The 23,587-nt window shown below is 71.2% G+C and carries 20 protein-coding genes and 2 pseudogenes; 15 read left to right on the top strand and 7 right to left on the bottom strand.

What is annotated here, in order from left to right:
* Positions 1-269 precede the first annotated feature (269 nt).
* On the top strand, positions 270-887 hold the full coding sequence (locus BSB02_RS37940; protein ID WP_084965840.1) for a TetR/AcrR family transcriptional regulator: 618 nt from the start codon (positions 270-272) through the stop codon (positions 885-887).
* Positions 888-907: 20 nt separating this feature from the next.
* On the opposite strand, the gene BSB02_RS37935 is transcribed toward BSB02_RS37940, so the two are convergent.
* The 3 genes from BSB02_RS37935 to BSB02_RS37925 all read right to left on the bottom strand — a co-directional run bounded on the left by BSB02_RS37935 (position 908) and on the right by BSB02_RS37925 (position 3,648).
* Positions 908-1,723, bottom strand: coding sequence for a methyltransferase domain-containing protein (locus tag BSB02_RS37935; RefSeq protein WP_143591704.1), 816 nt, complete (start codon positions 1,721-1,723; stop codon positions 908-910).
* A gap of 203 nt (positions 1,724-1,926) precedes the next feature.
* Positions 1,927-2,784, bottom strand: coding sequence for a haloalkane dehalogenase (locus BSB02_RS37930; protein WP_084965838.1), 858 nt, complete (start codon positions 2,782-2,784; stop codon positions 1,927-1,929).
* Between the two features lie 48 nt (positions 2,785-2,832).
* Positions 2,833-3,648 carry an NAD(P)H-binding protein gene (locus BSB02_RS37925; protein ID WP_084965837.1) on the bottom strand — a complete coding sequence of 272 codons (816 nt, stop codon included), beginning with the start codon at positions 3,646-3,648 and terminating at the stop codon, positions 2,833-2,835.
* A 532-nt stretch (positions 3,649-4,180) separates the two neighbouring features.
* On the opposite strand from BSB02_RS37925, the gene BSB02_RS37920 reads away from it, so the two are divergent.
* Together BSB02_RS37920 and BSB02_RS37915 are read left to right on the top strand one after the other, a co-directional pair.
* The gene (locus BSB02_RS37920; protein ID WP_084965836.1) at positions 4,181-5,746 is read left to right on the top strand and encodes a M28 family metallopeptidase; all 1,566 of its coding nucleotides are present in this window, start codon (positions 4,181-4,183) and stop codon (positions 5,744-5,746) included.
* Between the two features lie 82 nt (positions 5,747-5,828).
* Positions 5,829-7,316, top strand: a complete 1,488-nt coding sequence (locus BSB02_RS37915) for a M20/M25/M40 family metallo-hydrolase (RefSeq protein ID WP_084965835.1) — start codon at positions 5,829-5,831, stop codon at positions 7,314-7,316.
* Between the two features lie 18 nt (positions 7,317-7,334).
* On the opposite strand, the gene BSB02_RS37910 is transcribed toward BSB02_RS37915, so the two are convergent.
* Together BSB02_RS37910 and BSB02_RS37905 are read right to left on the bottom strand one after the other, a co-directional pair.
* On the bottom strand, positions 7,335-7,985 hold the full coding sequence (locus tag BSB02_RS37910) for a response regulator transcription factor (protein WP_084965834.1): 651 nt from the start codon (positions 7,983-7,985) through the stop codon (positions 7,335-7,337).
* Positions 7,978-10,017: a sensor histidine kinase gene (locus tag BSB02_RS37905; RefSeq protein WP_143591702.1), complete on the bottom strand. Its 2,040-nt coding sequence runs from the start codon at positions 10,015-10,017 to the stop codon at positions 7,978-7,980. The genes BSB02_RS37910 and BSB02_RS37905 overlap by 8 nt, the downstream gene beginning before the upstream one ends.
* 141 nt (positions 10,018-10,158) lie before the next feature.
* Here BSB02_RS37905 and BSB02_RS37900 point away from each other — a divergent pair, with 141 nt between their 5' ends.
* Positions 10,159-10,812 carry a hypothetical protein gene (locus tag BSB02_RS37900; protein WP_084965832.1) on the top strand — a complete coding sequence of 218 codons (654 nt, stop codon included), beginning with the start codon at positions 10,159-10,161 and terminating at the stop codon, positions 10,810-10,812.
* A gap of 38 nt (positions 10,813-10,850) precedes the next feature.
* Here BSB02_RS37900 and BSB02_RS37895 read toward each other — a convergent pair whose 3' ends face one another.
* Positions 10,851-11,729, bottom strand: coding sequence for an alpha/beta fold hydrolase (locus tag BSB02_RS37895; RefSeq protein ID WP_084965831.1), 879 nt, complete (start codon positions 11,727-11,729; stop codon positions 10,851-10,853).
* A gap of 111 nt (positions 11,730-11,840) precedes the next feature.
* Between BSB02_RS37895 and BSB02_RS37890 the strand changes: the two genes are divergently transcribed.
* The 11 genes and pseudogenes from BSB02_RS37890 (at position 11,841) to BSB02_RS37840 (ending at position 22,390) form a co-directional block, all read left to right on the top strand.
* Complete coding sequence (locus BSB02_RS37890; protein ID WP_206185110.1) at positions 11,841-13,844, top strand: AfsR/SARP family transcriptional regulator; 2,004 nt, start codon at positions 11,841-11,843, stop codon at positions 13,842-13,844.
* 176 nt (positions 13,845-14,020) lie between these two features.
* Positions 14,021-14,473 carry an RlpA-like double-psi beta-barrel domain-containing protein gene (locus BSB02_RS37885; protein ID WP_084965830.1) on the top strand — a complete coding sequence of 151 codons (453 nt, stop codon included), beginning with the start codon at positions 14,021-14,023 and terminating at the stop codon, positions 14,471-14,473.
* Between the two features lie 11 nt (positions 14,474-14,484).
* On the top strand, positions 14,485-15,081 hold the full coding sequence (locus tag BSB02_RS37880; RefSeq protein ID WP_084965829.1) for a cell wall protein: 597 nt from the start codon (positions 14,485-14,487) through the stop codon (positions 15,079-15,081).
* A 49-nt stretch (positions 15,082-15,130) separates the two neighbouring features.
* Positions 15,131-15,907 (top strand): MauE/DoxX family redox-associated membrane protein, encoded by a 777-nt coding sequence (locus BSB02_RS37875; RefSeq protein ID WP_084965828.1) that lies wholly within the window; start codon positions 15,131-15,133, stop codon positions 15,905-15,907.
* A gap of 269 nt (positions 15,908-16,176) precedes the next feature.
* A complete protein-coding gene (locus tag BSB02_RS37870; protein ID WP_143591700.1) occupies positions 16,177-16,596 on the top strand; it encodes a hypothetical protein in 420 nt (139 codons plus the stop codon).
* Between the two features lie 973 nt (positions 16,597-17,569).
* A complete protein-coding gene (locus BSB02_RS37865; protein WP_084965826.1) occupies positions 17,570-17,887 on the top strand; it encodes a hypothetical protein in 318 nt (105 codons plus the stop codon).
* Between the two features lie 287 nt (positions 17,888-18,174).
* Positions 18,175-19,089: a DUF6461 domain-containing protein gene (locus BSB02_RS37860; RefSeq protein WP_084965825.1), complete on the top strand. Its 915-nt coding sequence runs from the start codon at positions 18,175-18,177 to the stop codon at positions 19,087-19,089.
* 568 nt (positions 19,090-19,657) lie between these two features.
* Positions 19,658-19,840: pseudogene (locus BSB02_RS42785) on the top strand (tyrosine-type recombinase/integrase); the annotation flags it as partial.
* A gap of 345 nt (positions 19,841-20,185) precedes the next feature.
* The gene (locus tag BSB02_RS37850; protein WP_084965824.1) at positions 20,186-20,572 is read left to right on the top strand and encodes a DUF4304 domain-containing protein; all 387 of its coding nucleotides are present in this window, start codon (positions 20,186-20,188) and stop codon (positions 20,570-20,572) included.
* A 245-nt stretch (positions 20,573-20,817) separates the two neighbouring features.
* Entirely contained in the window at positions 20,818-21,666 is an 849-nt protein-coding gene (locus BSB02_RS37845; RefSeq protein WP_206185109.1) for a metallophosphoesterase family protein, read from the top strand.
* 25 nt (positions 21,667-21,691) lie between these two features.
* The gene (locus tag BSB02_RS37840) at positions 21,692-22,390 is read left to right on the top strand and encodes a 4'-phosphopantetheinyl transferase family protein (RefSeq protein ID WP_084965822.1); all 699 of its coding nucleotides are present in this window, start codon (positions 21,692-21,694) and stop codon (positions 22,388-22,390) included.
* Here BSB02_RS37840 and BSB02_RS37835 read toward each other — a convergent pair.
* Positions 22,314-22,595 (bottom strand): annotated as a pseudogene (locus BSB02_RS37835) (methyltransferase C-terminal domain-containing protein); the annotation flags it as partial. The gene BSB02_RS37840 and the pseudogene BSB02_RS37835 overlap by 77 nt on opposite strands.
* Between the last annotated feature and the right edge of the window lie 992 nt (positions 22,596-23,587).

Raw genomic sequence — 23,587 nt, 5'->3', positions numbered from 1 at the left:
CTCGAGACCGCGCCGGGCGTCCTCGTCAAACGCGATCATCTTGGCAGCCATTCCTGCTCCTGTCGTTCGATGGGGTTGTCCGGGACGGCGCCCGCGACGGACGGCCCGCGAGGCGAGAGCACGCCCTCGCCGGCGGGCCTCGCCGCCCCGGCGCACGCCGATGGTTGGCACTCTCCGGGCGCGAGTGCCAGGCGTCTGGTGGCACTCTACACACGAATTGCGTGTCACGCATATAGTGCGCGGCGCGCAATATCAGATAGAGTCGTCCCATGAGCGAGGACACGATGGACCTACGCACCCGCAACAAGCAGGCCACCCGGGAGGCGATCAGCCGAGCCGCGCTGCGCCTGGCCGTCGAACAGGGTCCGGGCGGGCTGGCCCTCGTCCGCGTCCACGACATCGCCGAGGCCGCGGGCGTCTCGCCGCGCACCTACAACAACTACTTCTCCAGCAGGGAGGAGGCGATCTGCGCCTTCCAGGCCGACCAGTCCAAGCGCGCGGGGCAGGCGCTGCGCGCCCGGCCCGCCGACGAGCCGCTGGACCAGGCCGTCATCGCGGCCATGATCGAGCTCTACACCGACCCGGAGCCCGACCGGGCCGGCCTGCGCATGATCATGTCGACGCCGGAGCTGGAAGGCGAGGCGCTCAAGGCGTTCAGCATGGCGGAGGGCCCGCTCGCCGAGGCGATCGCCATGCGCACCGGCACCGACCCCGCACGCGACCTCTTCCCCGCCGTCATGGCCGCCGCGGTCGCCGGTGCCGTCCGCGTGGCGGGGCGGCACTGGCTCGAAGCGGGTAACGCCGAATCCTTCGCCGCCGTCCTGCGCCGCGCCCTGTCCTGCGTCGTGCCCGCGGACGTCCGGAACCTCACGACCAAAGATCGTTAAGGGCCACGTCCGCCCCGGAGCTAAGGACGGGACGCCCAGGCTCCCACGAGGGTGGGATAGATCGGCACGGCGTCCGCGGCGGCGAGTTCGGCCATGAGGCGGTCCGGCAACGTGGCGATGTCCACCTCCTCGGCCGTGGCCGTCCCGGTCTTCTCGATCAGCGGCAGGAGGGTCGAGACGATCCCCGCGAGCGCCCGGGCGCCGTCCTGCTGCGACACGTAGATCTGCAGGCCCAGGACCGTCGGATCGAGCCCGGCCGCCCGCAGCACCGGCCCCAGGCGGAGGCCCAGCGCGGGGTCCATGCCGCCGCGCCGGAAGCCCTCCACCACCCAGCCGACGGCCCGGGCGAAGGCGGGGCAGGCCGGTTCGGCGCGGGTGGCGGTCATGTCGTACTCCATGGCGACATAGACGCCGCCGGGCTCCAGCGCCTCCAGGTGGTGCCGGATCACGGCCGGCACGTCGGGGCAGTACAGCAGGATCAGGCGGCCGACGACCGCGTCGAAGCGGCCGGCGGCCCGCCAGTCGCGCACATCGCCGCGCTCGAAGGCGACGTTGCGCAACCCGCGGTCCGCGGCGCGGCGCCGGGCGAGGGCGAGCGCCTTCTCCTCCTGGTCGATGCCGACCACCTCGCCGGCGTCGCCGACGATGCCGGCCGCCGCCAGCGCCACGTCGCCCGGGCCGGTGCCGAGGTCGAGGACGCGCATGCCGGGGCGCAGCCCGGCCAGCCGCAGGATCGCCTCCGTGGCGGGCGCCAGCATGCGGGCCTGGTGTTCGAGGCGGGCCAGCTCGGGATCGTCGTGGCCCAGGGCGTAGGTGTTCTCGTTCGCCGCTGTCATCTCCAACCCCCTGGTCGTGGTGGGTCGGTGCCGACGGTAAGAGGGCGGGCGCCGGAGTTCCGCGGACTTTTACCGCCAAGCGGCGTCCACTCCGACCTTGTCGTAACCGTCCGCATGTGAATGTGCATCCCGGCGGCAGCGGACACAAGCCGGCCGACGAGGATCCCGAGCGGCCCGGCGCCCCTTTTCCGAGTGGTCAGACCCTATCGGAGCGCATGCGCGTCCACCCAGGTCGCGACGGCTTCGGCGATCAGCTCGGGGTGGTCTTCGGGGGTGTGGTGCCCGGCGACCTCGTCGTACTGCCGGACTTCGAGGCTCGCCATGGTGGCGGCGCACCAGTCGATCATGTCCTGGTGCATCATCGCGCCGGGGCCGGGAGCGAAGGCGAGCAGCAGCTTCGGCACCTCCACGCTGGCGGCCAGCCACCTGTCGTACGCCTCGACCCTGGCCACGACGTCGGCGGGTTCGCCGCCCAGCGGCATCGAGCGCGCCCACCGCAGCAGCGGCAGGCGGCTTTCCGGCGTCGGGTACGGCTTGCGGTAGACGTCCAGGCCGCCCTGTCCGATCGGGTTGGCGACGCTGCCGGGCAGCGCCTCCAGGAAGGCGTTGTCCTCCAGGATCATCTTCTCGCCGACGCCCTCGGTCTTGATGGCTCGGAACAGCTCGCGCCCGCCGTCCGGGAATTCCTCCCAGGTCATCGGCTTGACGATGGCTTCGGTGAAGGCGATGCCGCGCACCCTGCCGAGGTGGCGGGCGGCCCAGTCGAAGGCCAGGGCGCCGCCCCAGTCGTGGCCGACGAGGACCACGTCGTCGAGTTCCAGGGCGTCGAACCAGGCGTCCAGGTAGCGGGCGTGGTCGGCGAAGGTGTAGTCGACGGCGGGCTTGCCGGACTCGCCCATGCCGATCAGGTCGGGGGCCAGGCGGCGGCCCTCGCCGACCGCCGGGAGGACGTCCCGCCACAGATGGGAGGAGGTGGGGTTGCCGTGGAGGAAGACCATCGGCCTTCCCGAGCCGATCTCCCGGTAGGAGATGGTGGAGTCGAGTACGTGTTGAACAGGCATGACAGGTCCTTCAGATGGTGAGCTTGGCGGGCTGTCGGGGCGGTGCGGTCACATGAAGGCGGCGGCGTTGCGGGCGGCCCAGTCGGCGAAGGAGCGGGGAGCGCGGCCGAGGATCTGCTCGACGTGCGGGCTGACCTGCCGTTCGGCGTCGGTCGGCGCGCCCAGGATGGCCAGCGTGCCCTCGGCGACGGGTTCGGGCATGACCTGGAGCATCTGTGCGCGCGCCTCCTCCCGGGTCTGCTCGGCGAAGCGGACCGGCTCGCCCAGCGCGGCGCCGATCGCCGCCACGCGCTCCCGTGGCGTGGTCGGCTCGGGGCCGGTGAGCACGTAGGTACGGCCCGCGTGCCCGGCCTCGCGCAGCACGGCCGCGGCGACCTCGGCGATGTCGCCCGGGCCGACGGTCGGCAGGGCGACGTCGCCGAAGGGCGCGGCGGCCGAGCGGCTCGCGCGGATGGACGGGGCCCAGGCGTAGGCGTTGGTGTGGAAGCCGCCCGGCCGCAGGATGGTCCACTCCAGGCCGGAGCGGCGCAGCGCCTCCTCGAAGGCCACGGGGTGGCGGTAGGACTCGGGCCTGGTGCCCGCGCCCTGGGAGGACAGCAGGACGACCCGCCGGATCCCGCCGGCGCGGGCGGCCTCCAGCACGGCCTGCGGGTCCTCGCCCGCCACCAGCAGGAACAGCGCGTCCGCGCCGTCGAACGCCTCCTTCAGGCCGGAGGGGTCGGCCAGGTCGGCCCGCACGTGCCGTACGCCGTCGGACGGTTCGGCGGCGTGCCTGGACAGGGCGGTCACCTGCGCGCCCGCGGCGGTGAGCAGTGCCACGAGCTGGTGTCCGACGTTGCCGGTGGCGCCGGTCACGACGATCATGTCATTCTCCACAGAGTTAGTTGGCTGACTTACTTTTCAAGACCCTAGCCACTCAGATGGCCCGCTGTCCATAGTCAGTCGGATAACTAACTCAAGAAGTTCCGCGGTGAGAAGCGCCGGCCCGCCGGCTCAACGCCGTGTCCAGGCGCCGACCAGCGGAGGCAGCGTCTGGACAGCCTGCGCCTTCGCGCTCTCCTCGCGCAGCCGTTCGGCCAGGGTGTAAGGCGACCACGAAGAACGCGCGAGAGATCGGCGCGTAGACCTGCGCCTGCCGGATGCGCCGCCGCGTCTCGGCCTCCGAACGCCCCAGGACATAGTCGCCGGATTCTCCGGTCAGGTCTCCCCGCCTTCCCGCTCCGGTCCTCCCCGCCCTGGCCTGCCAGAACGAGGCCGGCCGGTGTCTTGGCGCCCCCGATGCAACGGCTCACCGCCGGAAGGCCGGCCTCTTCCCTAGCCCTGGTTGCGGGGATTAAGTTCCGTTCAGCACGTTTCGACCCTTGCCAAGGTTCCCCAACCGGAGGAGCGACCCTCCATGCCTCACGTCCCCCGCAGCCGCGCGATCAGCGCCTTATCCCTGGCCACCGCCCTGCTGCTGCCCCTGTCACTCGCCTCCCCGGCGCAGGCCGACCCCGCCCCGTCCCACAAGAGGCTGATCGACTCCGTCACCGCCCCGGCGGTCAAGAAGCACCTCCAGGCGTTCCAGGCCATCGCCGACGCAAACGGCGGCACCCGCGCCTCGGGCACGCCCGGCTACGACGCCTCCCGCGACTACGTGGCGGCCCGGCTGCGCAAGGCCGGCTACGCCGTCACGCTCCAGCCGTTCGAGTTCGGCTTCTTCCGCGAGAAGTCGACGGCGCAGATGGCGCAGATCTCACCGGAGCCGAAGACCTACGCCCCGACCCCGCCGGACGGCTCCTCCCTCGGCGACTTCGCCACCATGACCTACTCGGGATCCGGCGAGGTCACCGCGCCGGTCCAGGCCGTCGACCTGGTGCTGCCGCCCGGCCCGGCGCCCAGCAGCTCCACCTCCGGCTGCGAGCCGACCGACTTCGCCGGCTTCACCGCGGGCAACATCGCGCTGATGCAGCGCGGCAGCTGCGACTTCCGGGTCAAGGCGCTCAACGCCGAGGCCGCGGGCGCCTCCGCGGCCATCATCTTCAACGAGGGCCAGCCGGGCCGTACCGCGACCCTGCTGGGCAACCTCCTGGAGCCCGGCGTCACCATCCCGGTGGTGGGCACCAGCTTCGCCGTGGGCGAGGACCTGGCCGACCCCGCCGGCACGGTGGTCCGCCTCAAGACCGACACCGAGAGCGAGATGCGCGTCACCCACAACGTGATCGCCGACTCCCGGTGGGGCGACCCGGACAAGGTCGTCATGAGCGGCGCCCACCTCGACTCGGTCCTGGCCGGGCCGGGCATCAACGACAACGGCTCGGGCAGCGCCGCCCTGCTGGCCGTGGCCGAGGCGCTGGGCAAGGTGCCCACCCGCAACAAGCTGCGCTTCGCCTGGTGGGGCGCCGAAGAGCTGGGCCTGCTCGGCTCCGAGCACTACGTGGCCGGCCTGGCGGCCGAGGAGCTCGCCAAGATCAAGCTCTACCTCAACTACGACATGGTCGGCTCGCCCAACTACGCCCTGATGATCTACGACGGCGACGACTCCGACGGCGTCGGCGCCCCGGCCGGGCCGCCCGGCTCGGCCGAGATCGAGAAGGTCTACGAGCGCTACTTCGACGCGCTGCGCCAGCCGCACATCGGCACCGACTTCTCCGGCCGGTCCGACTACGGGCCGTTCATCGCGGTCGGCATCCCGTCGGGCGGCCTGTTCACCGGCGCCGAGGGCATCAAGACGGCCGAGCAGCAGGCGATGTTCGGCGGTACGGCGGGCGTCGCCTACGACCCCTGCTACCACCAGGCCTGCGACACCATCGCCAACGTCAACGACAAGGCGCTCGCGCTGAACACCGGGGCCATCGCCACCGCGGCGGTCGTCTTCGGCTTCAGCAAGGACCTGCCGGGTCCCGGCGCGAGCGCCACCGCCGCCAAGAAGGCCTCGGCCGCCGGGTCGCACGACGACCACCACGGCGTGGTCGCCAGGTAAGACCCATCGAAGAGCCGGGCGGTCCTCTCACCGGGGACCGCCCGGCCCCCGCCTCTGTCCCACCCCCCACGGAGGATCCCCCATGAAGGCACGAGTGCTCGTCGCCGCCTTATGCCTGGCCGTCCCGCTCGTCAACGCCACACCCGCGACGGCCGCCGCGGCGCCCGACATCTCCCTCGCCAACCTCAAGGCCCACCTGTCGCAGTTCCAGACGATCGCGGGCAACAACGGCGGCAACCGGGCGCACGGCCGCCCCGGCTACCTGGCCTCGGCCAACTACGTCAAAAGCCAGCTGGACGCGGCCGGGTTCGCCACCACGCTCCAGACCTTCACCTACAACGGCGCCACCGGCTACAACGTCATCGCCGACTGGCCGGGCGGCGACCCCAACGACATCCTCATGGTCGGCGCCCACCTCGACAGCGTGACCGCCGGCCCCGGCATCAACGACAACGGCTCCGGCAGCGCCGCCGTCCTGGAAACGGCCCTCCAGGTCGCCCGGCAGGGGCTGCAGCCGACCAAGCACCTGCGCTTCGCCTGGTGGGGCGCCGAGGAGCTGGGCCTGCGCGGCTCGCGCTTCTACGTCAACAACCTGCCCGCCGCCGAACGCGCGAAGATCAAGGGCTATCTCAACTTCGACATGGTCGGCTCGCCCAACGCCGGCTACTTCGTCTACGACGGCGACGACTCCGACGGCGTCGGCGCGGGCCCCGGTCCGGCCGGGTCGGCGGAGCTGGAGAGGGTCCTGCAGGACTACTTCGCCTCCATCGGCGTGCCCACGCGCGGCACCGACTTCGACGGGCGCTCCGACTACGGCCCCTTCATCAGCGCCGGCATCCCCGCCGGCGGCACGTTCACCGGCGCCGAGGGCATCAAGACCAGCGCCCAGGCCCAGCTCTGGGGCGGTACGGCGGGGCAGGCGTTCGACCCGTGCTACCACCGCTCGTGCGACACCACCGCCAACATCAACGACACCGCCCTGGACCGCAACGCCGACGCCATCGCCCACGCGGTCTGGACGATCGGCGCCGCCGTACCGCCGGCCGTCGTCTGGGCGGACGACTTCGAGACCGCCACCGGCTGGACCGCCAACCCCGACGGCACGGACACCGCCACCACCGGGCAGTGGGAGCGCGGCGACCCCGAGGCGACCAGCTCCAGCGGCGCCAAGCAGCTCGGCACCACCGTGAGCGGCGCGAACGACCTGGTCACCGGCCGCCTCGCGGGCTCGGGCGCGGGCGCCTACGACATCGACGCAGGCGTCACCTCGATCCAGTCACCGCCGATCGCCCTGCCGTCCGGCGGCGTGCTGAAGGTGTCGCTGTCCTGGTACCTGGCACACGGCTCCAACTCCTCCAGCGCCGACTTCTTCCGCGTCAAGGTCAACGGGACGACGGTGTTCCAGCAGCTGGGCGCCGCCTCCGACCGCGACGCGGCCTGGAGTACGGCTACCGCGGACATCTCCGCCTTCGCCGGGCAGACGGTGCGCATCCTCATCGAGGCGGCCGACACGTCCGCCGCGAGCCTCGTGGAGGCGGGCGTCGACGACGTGAAGATCACCCGGCAGTGACCTGAGGGGACGACGCGGTCAGCGGCCGAGACCGGCGTCGCGGGCGCGGACGATGGCCTCCGCGCGGTCGGCGACGTGGAGCTTGGCGAAGATGTTGGAGACGTTGTTGCGCACGGTCTTGGGCGACAGGTACAGGGCCGAGGCGATCTGCGCGTTGGACCGGCCCGCCGCCACCAGAGCGAGGATCTCCCGCTCGCGCGAGGTGAGCTGCGGGAACACGGCGTCGCCCGCCTTGGGAGCGCTGTGGAAGAACTCGGCCACGCGCAGCGCCACGGCCGGTCCGAAGATCGCCTCGCCGTGCGCGACAGCCGTGATCGCGCGCACGATCTCGGCCTGCCCGGCGCCCTTGAGCAGGTAGCCACGGGCGCCGGCGCGCATGGCGGCGAACAGCGTGGCGTCCTCCTCCGACATGGTCAGCACGACGACGCCGATGTGCGGGCTGTCGGCGACGATCCGCCTGGTCGCCTCGATGCCGTCGAGCCCGGGCATCCGCACGTCCATCACCACCACGTCGGGCTGCAGCTCGGCGGCGCGCTCGACCGCCTGCGCGCCGTCGCAGGCCGTGCCCACGACCTCGATGCCCGGGATGGAGCCCAGCAGCACCGCCAGCCCGTCCCGGTAGATCGGATGGTCGTCGGCCAGCACCACCCGGATCGGCTCGTCAGACACCTGCCACCTCCTCGATCGGCAACCGCGCCCCGACCAGGGTCCCGCCGCCGGGCGGGCAGCTCACCTCGCAGTGCCCGCCCAGCTCGGCGGCGCGCTCGCGCAGCGAATGCATGCCGACCCCGGCCGCCACGTCGGGCCCGATGCCGGTGCCGTCGTCGCGTACCGTCACCTCCAGCGCGCCCTCGCGCACGCTCAAGGCGATGTCGCAGCGTGTGGCGGCCGCGTGCTTGACGACGTTGGCCAGCGCCTCGGACACGATACGGTAGGCCGCCACCTCCACGGCGGCGGGCAGCGCCTCCAGCGGGCCGTCGCCGGTGACGCGGACGTCGAGCGCGGGCGAGCGGAACCGGTCGGCCTGCTGCTCGATGGCGCGCAGGACGCCCAGCTCGTCGAGCGCGGGCGGGCGCAGGTCGTGCACGAGCCTGCGCACGTCGGCCAGCACACCGCCGGCCTCGGCCGCGGCCTGTTCCAGCAGCCGGTCCGCCTGCTCGGGCGCGCTGGGCGCCAGGTTGCGCGCCGCCTCGATGCGCAGCGCCATCGCGCCGAGGCTCGGGCCGAGCCCGTCGTGCAGGTCGCGGCGGAGCCTGCGGCGTTCCTCCTCGCGGGCCAGGACCAGGCGGGAGCGGATGCGCTGCAGGTCGGCGCTGAGCTCGGTAGCCCGGGCGGCCGCGGCGGCCTGCCGTACCAGATCTCCCAGCAGCCGCTGGTCGCGCTCGCTCAGGTCGGTACGGCCCAGCACCAGCCGGCCCACCGCCTCGCCCCGGTAGGCCACCGGCAGCGACACCGTGGACCCGCGTGGCGTGCCGCGCTCCACCACCGTGCGCGTTCCGTCCGGGCGTTCGATCTCCACCCGCACGTAGGCCAGCCGGAACGCCTCGGCCAGCGTCGTGGCCAGCGCGCGCAGCTGCCCGTCGGGGTCGGTGGTGAGCTCCAGCCGTTCGGCGAGCGTCGAGACCGCGGCATAGGGATCGTGCCGGTTGCCCTGGACGAGCCGCCGTGCCCCGCGCCACAGCCACCCACGCAGCGGCGCGTACAGTACGGCGACGATCGCGATCGCGGCCAGCGCGGAGTCCCGCTCGCCCAGCACGCTGCCCGCCACCGTGAACACCGCCACGTCCACGGCCACCACCAGCGCGGCCAGCACGCCGTACGCCACGGTGGCCGACAACAGCCGGTCGACGTCGTAGAGGCGGTACTTGGCCACGGCCACGACGACCGCCGCGGAGGTGAGGGCGATGGACAGGCCCAGCAGGACCGCCGGCAGCTGCGGCGGCATCCGGAGCGGCAGCAGCAGCACGACCATGTCCACCAGCGCCGCCCACATCAGCCACCGGATCTGCGCTCGCCGCTCCGGATCGGCGGCCCGGTAGCGGCGCACCGTCGCGGCGAACGGCACCACCAGGCTCACCAGGACCGACAGGTACGCCACCCGCAGCGTGGGCTCCCAGAAGGCGTACGGCAGCGCCACCGCCAGCGGATCGAGGTCCAGCCGGGCGATCTCCGGCGGCAGCGGGATGCCGTGGAAGCGCGTCATCACCGCCGCGGGCGCCGTGACCAGCAGGGCCGACAGCAGCCCGGTCAGCGCCAGGCTGGCCACCGACAGCGCGCCCCACAGGCGGCCCTCCGGCAGCCGGCCGTCCGGGAACAGCAGGATCAGCACCGGCAGCCCGAGCAGCAGCGTGGCGCCGAACCGGGCGTAGAACCAGTAGGCGGCCGACGCACCCGGCGCGCCCGGCTCCACGTAGACCGCGTGGATCGCCCAGCTCGTCGCCAGCCCGTCCACCAGCCACAGCAGCCCGAACCCGGTCAGCACCCACGCCACCGCGTGGCGCGGCAGCAGCCGCAGCAGCAACACTCCGGGCACCAGCATCGCCAGCCCCGACAGCGCCGAGGGCCAACCCGGCTCCAGCTGCGCCGCCTCCGGCACCGGCACGCCCCGCGCCCGGATGTCGAGCACCACCGTCGCGGCCGCGATGGCCAGCGCGGCGGCGGCCAGCACGACCGGCGCCCTGCCGCGTCCCGTACGAATCACACCACGCATTACACCCGATGCTTGTCCCTTTCGTCCCGGGACGCCCGTCCCGACCGTACTCGGGACGCCGGGCTCTGCCCGCCCGGGTCCGCCGGCCCGGACAGTGGTGCCACGACGATGCGACCTCGAGAAAGGACCGTCATGGACACCCAGCTCAGCACCACCCCGGCCAGGGCCAGGACCGACGTCCCCGCCCCCGGCCACCCGGCCGCCCCCGCGCCCATCGCCCCCGGCACCGTGCGCCGGCTCGGCCTCGCCCTCACCGCGGGCACGCTCGCCTGGGCCACGAGCATCTTCCTGTTCGGCACCGTGAACGACGGGTTCGCCGAGCGCTTCGGCGACCTGACCGGGCTCGCGTTCCAGCTCGGCGTGTTCGCCCTGCTCACCGTGCAGATCAGGACCCGGGCGACGGGCGAGTCGCACGTCTCCAGGATCATGCTGAAGGTCGAGCTCGTCCTGCTCGGCCTGGCCAGCGTGTGGTCGCTGCTGCACGGCATCCTGCCCGAGCCCGCCCAGGACCATGCGGCGCTGGCCGTCCTGGACGCCTTCTGGCCGCTGTCCATGCTCGGCATGATGGTCATCGGCGTGAAGCTGGCGGTGGCCGGGCGCTGGCGGGGCGCGCTGCGCTGGTGGCCGCTGATCGCCGAGAGCTGGGCCGTGGCGACCGTGCCGCTGTTCATCCTGGTCGGCGAGGACGGCGCGCGCTGGGTCGGCGGCGGGCACCTGCTGCTCGGCTACGCCACGCTGGGCGTGCTGCTCGCCCTGCGCCCCGGCCTGGTCGTGCCCCGCCGCTGAGGGCGGGGACCCCGATGAGCTCGGGCCGCTCGCCGTCGTCAGCGGGAGAGGAGCTCGCGCAGCGCCTTGGCGACGTCGGCGGGCGCCTCCTCGGCCATGAAGTGGCCGCAGGCGACGATCTCGTGCCGCAGATCGGGCGCCCAGGCGCGCCACAGCGCCGCCGCGTCGTAGCCGAGCGCGGCGCCCCAGTCCTGCTGCAGCACGGTGACCGGCATCCGCAGCCGGTTGCCCGCCTCCCGGTCGGCCCGGTCGTGCTCGACGTCGATCCCGGCGGAGGCCCGGTAGTCGGCGACGATCGAGGGGATCGCCTCGCGGCAGGCCCGCAGGTACGCGGCACGCACGTCGGCCGGGAAGACCCGCGCGTCGCCCGCCCACCGGTCCAGGAAGTGGCCGAAGAACTCGTCCGCGCTCGCGGCGATCATCTGCTCGGGCAGACCCGGAGGCTGGGCCATGAGGTACAGGTGGAAGCCGACGGCCGCCTCGGCGCCGCGCATCACCTGCCACATGTCCAGGGTCGGCAGCACGTCCAGGCAGGCCAGGTGGGTGATCGCCGCCGGGTGGTCGAGCCCGGCGCGGAAGGCGACCAGGGCGCCCCGGTCGTGCCCGGCCAGCGCGAACCGCTCGTGTCCCAGTGCGCGGGCGAGCGCCACGACGTCGGCGGCCATGGTGCGCTTGGCGTAGGTGGCGGCGCCGGTCTCGGCGGGCTTGTCGCTGTCGCCGTACCCGCGCAGGTCGGGGCAGATCACGGTGTGGTCGGCGGCCAGGTCGGCGGCGACGTGCCGCCACATCAGGTGGGTCTGGGGGAAGCCGTGCAGCAGCACGACGGGGCTGCCGGCGCCCCCGACGGCCACGTTGAGCGACACGCCGTCGGCGACGGGGACGCGCCGGTAGTCGAAGCCGGTGAGGGCGGTCGTCATGGTGCGCTCCCTTGTGGAGGAGGGTTGCGGAAGGTGACGCCGCCCAGCCTGCCGGGCGCGAATGAGCATCCGGTCAGCGCGCTACGGTGGCTGGCTGAGGAGGGGCGTACGGTGCGGTTCGGGGTGCTGGGGCCGGTGACGGCCTGGGACGGGTCCGGTGGCGTGATCGACGTCAAGGGGCCTCGGCACCGCGCGGTGCTGGCCCGGCTGATCGTCGCCCGCCGCCGTGTCGTGCCGGTGACGCGCCTGGCCGGGGACCTGTGGGAGGGCGAGCCGCCGCCGGGCGCGGTGGGGGCGCTGCGCACGTTCGTGGCGGCGCTGCGCCGCGCGCTGGAGCCGGAGCGGCCGCCACGCGCCCGGTCTCAGCTGCTGGTGACCGAAGGACCCGGGTACGCGCTGCGTCCCGCGCCGGACGCGGTGGACGCCTGGCGCTTCGAGCGGGCGGTCGCCGACGCGGCGGCGCTGCCGCCCCGGCAGGCTCTCGAGCGGCTGGAGGAGGCCCTTAGCTGGTGGCGCGGGCCCGCCTACGCCGACTTCGCCGGCCAGGGCTGGGCGGACGCGGAGCGTTCGCGCCTGGCGGAGCTGCGCCTGCACGCGGTCGAACGGCGGGCCGAGGCTCGGCTGGCGCTGAGACCGGCCGGCGAGGCGGTGCCGGACCTGCAGGCGCACGTCGCCGAGCATCCGTGGCGGGAGGACGGCTGGCGGCTGCTGGCCCTGGCGCTGTACCGCGCCGGCCGCCAGGGCGACGCGCTGGCGGTGCTGCGCCGGGCGCGCGGCCTGCTGGCGGAGCACCTGGGGGTGGACCCGGGACCGCGGCTGCGCCGCCTGGAGTCCGACATCCTCCACCATGCCCCGCATCTCGACCCGGTGTCCGGTACGGCAGGCTCGGTGTGGGCGCAGGCGGCCACCGCCTACGACCGGAGCGTGCCGGCGGGTGCCAGGGCGCGGCTGGAGTCGGCGGTGACGTTGCTGCGTGAGCTGGCCGTGACCGGCGGCGCGGGCCTGGAGGCGGCGCGCCGGCACCGGGTGGCGGCGATCGCGGCGGCCGAGGAGCTGGGCGAGGCGGAGCTGACGGCGCGGGTGATCGGCTCCTACGACGTGCCGGCGATCTGGACCCGTTCGGACGACCCGGAGCAGGCGGCGCAGGTCGTGGCGGCGGCCGAACGCACCCTGGCCGCTCTCCCGCCGGACGCGCCGGACGCGGTGCGGGCGCGCCTGCTGGCCACGATCGCCCTGGAGTCGCGCGGCACGAACGCCGCGCGTGCGGGTGCGGCGGCCCGGGAGGCGGAAGAGATCGCTCGCAGGCTGGACGATCCGGCGTTGCTGGCCTTCGCGCTCAACGGGGCGTTCATGCAGAGCTTTTCCCGCGCGGGGCTGGCCGGTCGCCGGGACGGGATCGGCGCGCGGCTGGTGGCGTTGTCGGCCCGGCACGGGCTGGACACGTTCGAGGTGCTCGGGCATCTCATCCGGCTGCAGGCGCGGTGCGCGCTCGCCGACTTCGCCGCCGCCGACCGGCACGCCGCCGCGGCCGAACGGCTGGCCGAGCGGCATGAACGGCCGCTGGTGAGCGTGTTCACCGGCTGGTACCGGGCGCTGCGGCTGGACGCGACGGGACGGATGCCGCCCGATGAAGCCGGGGCGGGCGGCGTGGCACCGGCCGCCGGGGAGGTGGAGGCGGCCTACCGCCGGGCGGCCGCGCGGCTGGACGGCGCCGGCATGCCGGGCCTGGAGCGGGGACTGCTGCCGCTCGCGTTGTTGTGCGCGCGCGTGCGCCGTGGCCTGCCGCCCAGCACCGGTCATGCGGACTGGGGACCGTACGAGCCGTGGGTCCGTCCCCTGCTGCTCCTCGCCGAAGGCCGCCGTGACGAGGCCGCGGCGGCCCTGGCCGGGGTGCCGGAACCGCCGCCTGACCTGCTGATGGAGGCGATGTGGTGCCTGGTGGCCCGGGCGGCGGTGGCCGTCGGCGACCGGGAGGCGATGCGGCGCGCCCGCGCCGCGCTGGAGCCTGCGGCCGGGGAACTGGCGGGCGCGGGCAGCGGCCTGCTCACCCTGGGCCCGGTCTCAGCGCACCTCGCCGCCCTTGCCGCCGCCCTCGGCGACGCCGCGGCCACGTGACCAGCCGGAGGAGCCGCAGGCGTCCCGGCGTTCCCGAACCTTCGGCGAGCCGACGAGCTCGGGCCGTTTTTGGGCATTGACGAAAAATCCTTACATGCTATTGATAGATCAAGTCGGGAAATTTCATCGCAGCGCTGCACCACCGGCCCCCTACACACCCCCCAAGGAGGACGCGCATGGTGCGCAGCACGCCCACGCCCACTGACCCCATCGACTTACTCGCCCCGGTCCGCGGCGAAGTCTCGTGGTTCTGCTGCGGGAACGCCTGGGGACCGTGCAGCTCCACCGGCCGGGGAGCCTGCGGTACCTGCAACTCGGGAAGCCTGCAGCACGCCTGGCCCAACACCTCCGACGCCTGCTGGAGCATCACCCGCCCCGACCGCTGCGGCTACTCCCTGTCGCGCCGTACCTGCGGGTTCCGCCACAGGACCACCTCCCTGTGCGGCGGCGCCAGCGTCGTGACCTCCATCGCCGACTGCGGCCCGCAGACCGACCTGTTCTGCGGCGAGCGGAGCTGCTGCGGCGCCACCTGCGCCAGCGACCGGCTGATCGACCTCACCCCGGCGGCCTACAGCAGGATCGCCAGCCTGTCCACGGGCCTGCGCCCCTGCGAGATCTCGACGGCCTGAGGGAGCTGAGGATGACCACACGCAGGCAGATGCTCAAATCCGCACTCCTCGGCGGCGGCGCCACGGTCGTGGCCGCCACCGCGATGGGCTCGCTCGGCCCCGAGGCGGCCTTCGCCGCCGCTCCCCCGCAGCCCGAGCCCGGCGTCCCCGACCCCGACTTCGCCGAGGGCCGCATCCGCTCCATCAGGGGCAACACGCTGCTCGTCCTCGGCTCGAACCTGGTCTTCCACCGGATCAGGGTCGTCGACGGCACCAGCCTGTGGAAGCTCGGCCCGGTCGGCTTCGATGAGGCCAAACCCGGCGACGGCCTGTACGCCAGAGGCATCCGCATGCCCGACGGCATCTTGGCGGCCGAGTCGGTGTGGCTCAACATCGTCAACATCAAGGGCCACGTCCGCAACATCACCAGCGAGAAGATCCACCTCGACCACAACGGCCAGGACGTGCTCTGCCACGTCGTGCCCGGCAAGTCCGTGGCCATGCACTCCGACGCGCCGCCGACGGCCGACCTGTCACTTCTGCGCGTCGGCCAGCACGTCCAGATCCTGGGCGCCTGGCGGCCCGACACCAACGAAGTCGACATCGCCACCGTCTTCTCCCCGCATTAGCGCCTTGTCCCCGCTTGGGATCGAGGTTCTCCCGCATTAGGAGCGAGTGATGCAAGGGATCGCCGCGTCGCAGCCCTACGTGATCGCCGCCTTCCTCATCTGGGCGGCCCTGATGAAACTGCTCAGCCGACGGATGCGGTCGCAGGCCGGCCAGACGGCGCTGGCCAGGCTGGCGGGCCCGGCGCGCGCGGTCCCCCTGCTCCGCCTGGTGGCGGCGGCCGAGCTGGCGGTCTCGGGACTCCTGCTCGCGCCGCCGTCCTCGCCGTGGGACGCCGCGGCGGCCGCCGCCTTGTCCGCCGGGTTCCTGGCATACCTGACCTATGCCGCGATCGCCGCCCCCGAGGCGTCGTGCGGCTGCCTGGGCGCCCATGGCCGGCGCGTCGACCGGCGCTCGTTCGCCCGCGCCGGCCTGCTGCTGGCCATGAGCGTCCTGGCCGCGGCGGCCGGGCCGTACCCGATCTCCCCCGAATCCGCGGTCCTGGCCGCCGTTGAGGCGGCGGCCCTGATCGCCCTGTCCCCCGAGCTGGACCGGCACTGGCTGACGCCGCTGCGCCGGCTTGTGGTCCGCCTGCGCAACCCGCTGGCCGTGCGCGACCCCGGCCTCATCCCGCTGGAGACGTCGCTGCAGCTGCTCTACCGCAGCCCGGCCTACTGCTCGGCCTCCGCCCACCTGTCCTCGGACGTCCAGGACTTCTGGGACGACGGCGGCCTGCGGTTCGCGAGCTTCGCGGCGCGCGGCCGTACCGCGGTCTTCTCCATCCCGCTGTACGGCGGCGGCCCCGCGGACGTCCGCGTGGCCCTGGTCGACGAACCCGTTCCCCGTTAGCCGGACCCCTGGAATTCCCCGGAGCGGGGTGATGGAGGGGCGGACGTTGAGCGCGCTCTTCGCCTGCCTCTCCATCCGGGCCAGCCCGGCCTTCCCGGTTCCCCGCGACAAGCCAGGAGAGAACGCGATGGCCCCACCTCCAGTTCGGCCACCGGCCCATCGCCCCATGCCGCAAGGGGCACGCCCCGTTCCGGGGACCCAAATTCGTTCGCCGCACGCAGGCCGGCGACCCTAGGCTTCAGCCCGGTCGATGAGGCGAGGTGAGCAGCGTGGCAAGGCGGTTGCGAAAGCTGTACGCGAACGGGCGGGAGTTCGCATGGACCGGCCAGATCTACCACGTCATCGGTGAACGCCACTGCCACAGGTGCGTCCGCGTGCGCGTTTGGGGCGCCGGGAAGAACAGCCGTGTGCTCCAGGCGGACCTGTTGTCGAAGGCGGACTTGCCGTGGGGCTGCAGGACCGATTCCAGCTATCCGACCCCGAAGGACGTGCGGAACGTCATCGACTACGCCTTGACGCACGGCTGGAATCCCGACCTCGGCGGCGGGACGTTCTTCCTTAGCGAGCGTGAGCACGCTTCCGCGTTCGAACTGGCCGGTTTCCTGCTCACCGACCGCCTTCGGGACGAAGAGGCACCTGACGCGAGCACGCGAGTGTTTCGCGCCTTCGAGGAAAGCCGCACACCGTAGATCCCGGCCCCACCAGTGAAGCCCATGGTTCTTCACAGCATACGGACAGCGGGTATTCCCGGATCCGTGCCGTCTTCGCCACAAGGCTCCGATATCCTGGCCTCTACCCGCGAAAACCGGGTCGTGGCATTCCATTCACGCTGGCACACGGCTGCTCCCAGCCGCTCCCGCCGCACCCGGAGAAAGCTCCCGGTCCAGCGAAATACCAGGTCAGCGCATATGCTGCCTGGTCCTGGTCGTGCATACTCAGGGATTCGAACCCCGACCGTCGATGACAGACCAGGCAGACGCATCGCCTATTTTCCCGGGTCACAGGCCGAAAGACGTCTGGCGCGCTGCCAATGTGCGTACGCATCTGGCATCGGCCCTTCTCATACACATCCGGAACGGTCTTCAAGACCTACGAAGGACGTTGCCTACTCGGCCACGAATGGGCAACCGCCACCGTCTTGGAGTCCCAGATCGTTACAGTCTCTATTGTCCCGATGCATGCGTTCGGACGAACACCCCCAGGCGTTCCCAACAACCAGTCGAAAGCTCCATTAGGCCCTTGCTAGGCTTCTGGGTCGCGAGATCGGACTCGGGCCGATCTCGCGACCTCTGGCACCAGTCCCGATGAGCACCGTATGTGTCGCCAACATACGGAAAGGAAGCCGATATGGAGAAAGCCGAGTTACAGACGAGCGCACTGTCGAGATCAGCGTTCTCAGCAATTGCGATTCTGCTCTGCCTACAATGCCGATATTGAGTTGGCCGCTGAGCTAACAAAAGATCCTCGGGTAGCTGTCGTCATCATCGGGCAGGTGGCTTTGATATAGCGCCACCAGACGCTCAATATCACGTTTCCTCGCCCAATACTTAGGGGACTCCGAGGGGCAGGGCCGAAGCGTTCTCGGCTGGTGAGATGGTCACACCCTGCACGGATCGGAAGATTGAGGGCACCCCGGCGCGAAGATGACAATCGCGACCCCTCATGATCGTCGGTGGGCGAAGCCAGTCGATCGAGAACAGGGGCCGTGTTCGCGCGCCATCATCCCCGATCGATGTACTCTCCCGCCACCCGGAGCACGTCACCATCGCCGACCTGACCTCCGACCTGCCTGCCCTGCTCGCCGTACTCAGCGGAACGACCTCCCTGGCGAAGATCACCCGGTCCATCCCCGGCTACGATACCTACCTGCGCGCCCGGCTCGGTCTTCCGTCACCATCCGACTGGCCGTACACCACCGAATTCGACGCGAGAGCCCTGACCGCCATCGTCGCTGATCAAGGGCTTGCTCCCCACTGCTAGGAAGGTAAGCGCGCCCTGAGGGATTCAAACCCCGCCGTCGGATGAGAAGAGGATGGCTTCCTATGGGCCATTCGGCGTTCTAACCTGGCGGTTAACTGTATTCGCCAGCTAGATGCACCGGGGCATTCCGTATATGCTCCGGATCGCGGGATGGGTGTCGCGACCGGAGATATCGGCAACTCGGCCCGCCCTCCTGTTAGAGTACGCTTCGCCGCCACGGCCTGCCGAGAGAAGCACAAGGCCTGGACGGACAGACAGGACATCAAACCCATCGGTAGTTTCTGATTATGTCCGATGCCGACTTCACCCCCCTCCGTGTCACCTACTGGACGCACGGGCGTGACACCTCCCGCCGCATCCGCACATGGGCGAAGACGAAGGACTACTCCGTCAGCGAGCGTGGCCAGGTCGCTCCGGAAATCATCGAGGCTTTCTTCGCCACCCATCCCGAGGCCTACGAGCAGGCAAACAAGTTCGAGATGGTCCACGCCACCGCGAGAACTCCCGGCGCGTCGCCGGAGGATTACGAGTGGCAGGGGGACAGCCAACTTGGGGACATCTACACGATTGTCTTCGTTCGTGGGATCGACGAGCGCGAGGTGCTGCGCCGGCTTGGCGCCGCAGATGAGGACATCCGGCTGATCGGAGACGGGGACCGCTCCTATCCGGAAGGACCTCAGATCATCACCGTGAGGCGAATCGGGGACTGGACCGTCGCGATCGAGGACTGCGGCTGGCGCGGCGCGCAACGGGAGGCTCTGAGCGCCCTGTCGCGCAACGGCGGGGAGGCCGTGGCGGTGCAGCGCCATGACTACGCACAGCACCACTTCACCTATGCCGTCGACGGCCGGCTCATCACCGACATCAACCCGGGATTTCCCATCGATAGGCAGGGCGAAGATCCCGACCGGCTCAATCGTCACCTCCGCGAGCTGGGCATCGATCCGGCCGCCCGCGACAGCATCGACAACCCCATCCCGGCGGGCCTGGCACTCGCCAGCCGCATCACCGGTGTCACAATCAGCCCACAACACCTTCGCCGCCCCACTCTCGGGCCGCCATACCCGATGCCTCCTTCTGACCCATGCCAGCGTCGGACCGGAAGCGGTGGTGATGCAGCGATGCCCTCGCCTTGCCACAGAGCCCTCTCCGAACCATGCTCGGATCACACTGTCACTTTGAATGTCGTTCGGGCGTCCTAATTTGACGCTGATCAAAATGACAGTGCCCAGGTCGGCCCCAAGCCTCACTGTCATGTTCGGTGGGCCGGGGCTGAGGAACGAAGTCCCGGACCGGCGATCGCCCCCGTCATGCACGGTGGCCAACCACGATCAGGCGATCGTCAGGCACGGAGAAGTACGGCGGCGGTGTGGCCCCGGCGCGGCGGGTTCGTTTGGTACGGCGGGGCCGACGGGCGGTCCGAGTGCGGCCCCGGCCGGTTGCACCGGCCGATCCACCGGCGAACCGTGCCGGCGTCGCGCCGAACAGGCCGGCGATCTGCGCCGCCGGCCACCTGTGCAGCGGCAACAGCACCGGACCGCGCGCATCGCCGGCCACCAGCGGCCCCGCGGCTCCGTCTGCAGGTGTTCGATCGAGACGTCGGGAGCACTGGCGAACACGACAGGCGGGCGCATACTGACCACGACCTCGCCGGGGCGGACAGACGGGTGTGAGCAACCTTGATCCAACCCCCGGCGGGGCCCCTGTCAACGTCTGCCTACCCCTGCGATCTCACACCCGGTTACGCGCAGAACTTCTGGATAGACGCTTAGGCCGTACGACCTGCGACACGCGGCCGTCTCGCTCTGGCTCAACGCGGGCGTCCACGCTCCGGAGGCGGCCGAACGGGCAGGACATGGCGTCGACGTGATGCTCCGGGTATACGCCAAGTGCATCGTCGGCCAACGCGAGATCGCCAACCGGCGCATCCTCGAAGCCCCCAACGCTGCATGATCACTCACGACATACGGGCCCGGGTATCCCCCGGGGCACTCGTCATGTTCCGCGAACGCTGGCATACGGCTGCATTCGGCGAAGACCTCGATCAAACGAAAGACCAGGTCAACACATGGATTGCCTGGTCCTGCTGGCGCGCCCTGAGGGATTCGAACCCCCGACCGTCGGATTAGAAGTGGACGGCCGTACGAAGCGGAAGAAACGGCTCCGACCAGCGGACCGATAGCCCACTGGATAGGCTGGCGCGGCCTGTGTCCCGCGCATGTCCCGAATCTTGGTTTGTGCGCCCCCTCACGCTTCCCGCCTGCCTGATCATCCCAGCCACCTACGGCCCTCGGCAACGTGCGGGCGATCATCCTGGAGCCGGAGGCCCCCGCCGGAGGCGTCATCTGTGTGATGTTGAATGAGGGCGTGTCGAGTGCACAGGAAGCCTTCCGGGTGATGCTCCGTGACGAGATCGCACCGGCGCTTCGGGAGCTTGGCTTTGTCGGGTCCGGTCAGATCTACCGGCTTCCGGATGACCGACATTGGGCGCGGCTGGGGTTTCAGAAGTCGGCGTTCAGTATGTGGGAGCAGGTCAGCTTCACGATCAATCTCAGTGTGGTGTCCAAGGAGCTGTGGGAGCAGCGGCGGTCTGCGGGACGGCTGCCGGCGCGTCCGGCTCCGTCGACGTTCTATGGGCCGTGGATGTGGCAGCGCCGCCGATGCCCCGATCATGTCCCTCAGTAGCGCCGAGGCCTTCGCGGTGAAGGGCCCGTCGCCCTCCAGCGTGTCGCGCGTCAAAGCGGCGGCCATGTAGCCCGACTCCGCGCCGTCAGGTAGGCCCGGTTGAACGGGATCTTCGTCACGCCCGCACTCCCTCACTGGATCCGCTGCCGCCACCTCATCATTGGGCGCTACAAGCCGGACGAAGCGCTGCTGAATTCATTTTAGGGGTTGCCATGCGGCTGCCGCGCTGGCCAGGATGGAAATCTATGAGGCGAGAAAAGCTCCTGGCCATCAGCGATTTACACGTGCGCCATGCCGAGAACCGGCGGATAGTCGAGTCGCTGCGGCCCCAGTCGGACGGTGACTGGCTGCTTCTCCCCGGTGACGTCGGCGAGATTTTCGAGGACATCGAATGGGCGTTGCGAATTCTCCGCAGCCGGTTTTCCACCGTTGTCTGGGCGCCGGGAAATCACGAGCTGTGGACCCACGCCCAGGACCCGGTGCGACTGCGCGGGCAGGAGCGGTACCTGCGCCTGGTGGAGCTGTGCCGCGAGCTCGGGATCCACACCCCGGAGGATCCCTACCCGGTCTGGCACGGGCCCGGCGGCCCGCTGGTGATCGCCCCGCTGTTCGTGCTCTACGACTACACCTTCGTCCCGCCCGGTCACGTCTCCAGGGAGTCGGCGCTGGCGGCGGCCTACAAGGTCGGCGTGATCTGCACCGACGAGTTCCTGCTCCACCCCGACCCGTATCCGAGCCGGGAGGCCTGGTGCCGGGCCAGGCTGGAGATCACCAGGTCCCGCCTGGCCGAGATCCCCGCCGACCTGCCGATCATGCTGGTCAACCACTTCCCGCTCATCCGCCGCCCCACCGAGATCCTGAGGTATCCCGAATTCGCGTTGTGGTGTGGCTCGGCCGCCACCGCGGAATGGCTCACCAGCTTCCGCGTCGCGGGCGTGGTCTACGGGCACCTGCACGTTCCGCGATTGCTCGTACACGACGGGGTTCCGCACTATGAGGTTTCGCTCGGATATCCCCGCGAGTGGAGCCGCCGGGCGGCCGAGCCGGGACGGCTGACGGAGATCCTCCCGGCCCCGGAATTCCAATTGGTATGACCAGCCCGAGAAAATCGATGTGACCATGCTCGAGAAAATCCTGCCGCCCGGGTTCGCCGTCTCCGAATCGCTGGCCGACGTCGCGGACGCCGAGCTCTTCCCGGAGGAGGAGGCGATCGTCGCGCGCGCGGTGGACAAGCGGCGCCGGGAGTTCGCCACGGTGCGCGCGTGCGCCCGTGAGGCGCTGGCCCGGCTGGGCCTGCCCGCCGTACCCATCGTGCCGGGAGAGCGCGGCGCGCCCCGGTGGCCGGCGGGCGTGGTGGGCAGCATGACGCATTGCGAGGGCTATCGGGCGGCGGCGCTGACTCGAAGCGGCGAGGTGGGCAGCGTCGGCATCGACGCCGAGCCGCACCTGCCGCTGCCGCCGGGCGTGCTCAAAGCGGTCACGCTGGAGCAGGAGCGCCGCATGCTGGCCCGGCTGGCGGCGCAGGAGCCGGGCACCCACTGGGACCGGCTGCTGTTCAGCGCCAAGGAGTCGGCCTACAAGGCGTGGTATCCGCTGGCCGGGACCATGCTCGAGTTCGAGGAGGCCGAGGTGGTCCTCGACCGCGACGGCACCTTCACGGCGCGGTTCCTGGCACCCGGCCCGCTCACCGGCCTGACCGGCCGGTGGCAGGTCTGCGGCCGGCTCCTGATGACCGCGGCCGTCACACCAGGCGCACCTCCGGGACGTACTGGATCCACTTCCCGCCCCGCCGTCCGAACTCCGCCTCCCCGGCGATGATCTCCTCACCGAAGTTCCACGCGAACAGCAGCGCGTAGTCCGGGTAGTCGGCGTGGAACTCCTCCATCAGCCGGACCGGGATGTGCATGCCCGGCGTGAGCAGACCCTGCTTGGCCGGCGTGGTGTCGCAGACGGCCGAGACCAGGTCGGGCCCGATGCCGCAGAAGTTGGCGACCGTCATGCTCTTGGCGGTGGCGCCGTAGGCCGCCTGAACCGCCCCGGGTTCCGTGGAGGTTGCGGGCTACCTCAAACCTGGCGCGGTTCAATCACGCCCGTGTTCACTAAGGACCTTCGCGGCCGTCCGGATGACAAGCTGATACGCAAGGCGCTGCGAGAGTTCGCGTTCCCGCCCGAGAACCGCCGTCCCTCCCCGACCCGAGATCACCAAGACCCTCCGCTGGCTGGAAGCGGCCTCGCTGCCGCTCAAGGCGCTGGAAGAGGCCGAGCACACTCGCGCCGCACTCCACGCGCTGGCCCTGCTCCAGAACAGGACGGCGGCGGCCACCTCCACTTATCGCCGCAAGCGGGCCGTCTTCCACCACGCCTTGGAGTACGCCGTGGGCGTGACCTACGTGGGCCGGACACGCGGGTTCATGCTCCGGGCCATGTTCGCCCGCATGTACTTCGCCGACCTCCGCCGGCCGAAGCGGCGGGACCGCGGGAGCGTGACTGCCACCTCCCCGAGAGGGATGGGGCCTGTTGACCCTGGAGAAGACCGGGCCGCAGAGCAACAAACGCTTCACCGACTCGGGAAAGACCCACGATGACCGAGGGTTGAAGCACCGGGGAAAGGCGGTGGTCCGTGAGATCCCGATACCGCCGGAGCAGGTGGCCTCTCCCCTGGCGGCTCGGCCGTACGACCTCCGACATGCGGCGGTCTCGCTGTGACTCAACGCGGGCGTCCACGCTCCGGAGGCGGCCGAACGGGCAGGACATGGCGTCGACGTGATGCTCCGGGTCTGCGCCGAGTGCATCGACGGCCAAGATGAGGCCGCCAAGCGGCGCATCGCAGACGCGCTCAGGGAGAGTGACCCCGATCCATGATCCGGAACAGGCCCGGGACCGTGGGGACGCATTGGGGAGAGACGACCGAAAACGATCAGGGCTGGCCGTAGACAGCCGGACACAGCAAACCCCCGCTGGTGTCGAGATGCGCGCCCTGAGGGATTCGAACCCCCGACCGTCGGATTAGAAGTC

The organism is Thermoactinospora rubra (assembly GCF_002093975.1).
In the GTDB taxonomy this organism is placed as follows: Bacteria; Actinomycetota; Actinomycetes; order Streptosporangiales; family Streptosporangiaceae; genus Nonomuraea; species Nonomuraea rubra_A.
The sequence above is the reverse complement of the archived record's forward strand: the minus strand, read 5'-3'. Positions and strand labels throughout refer to the sequence as shown.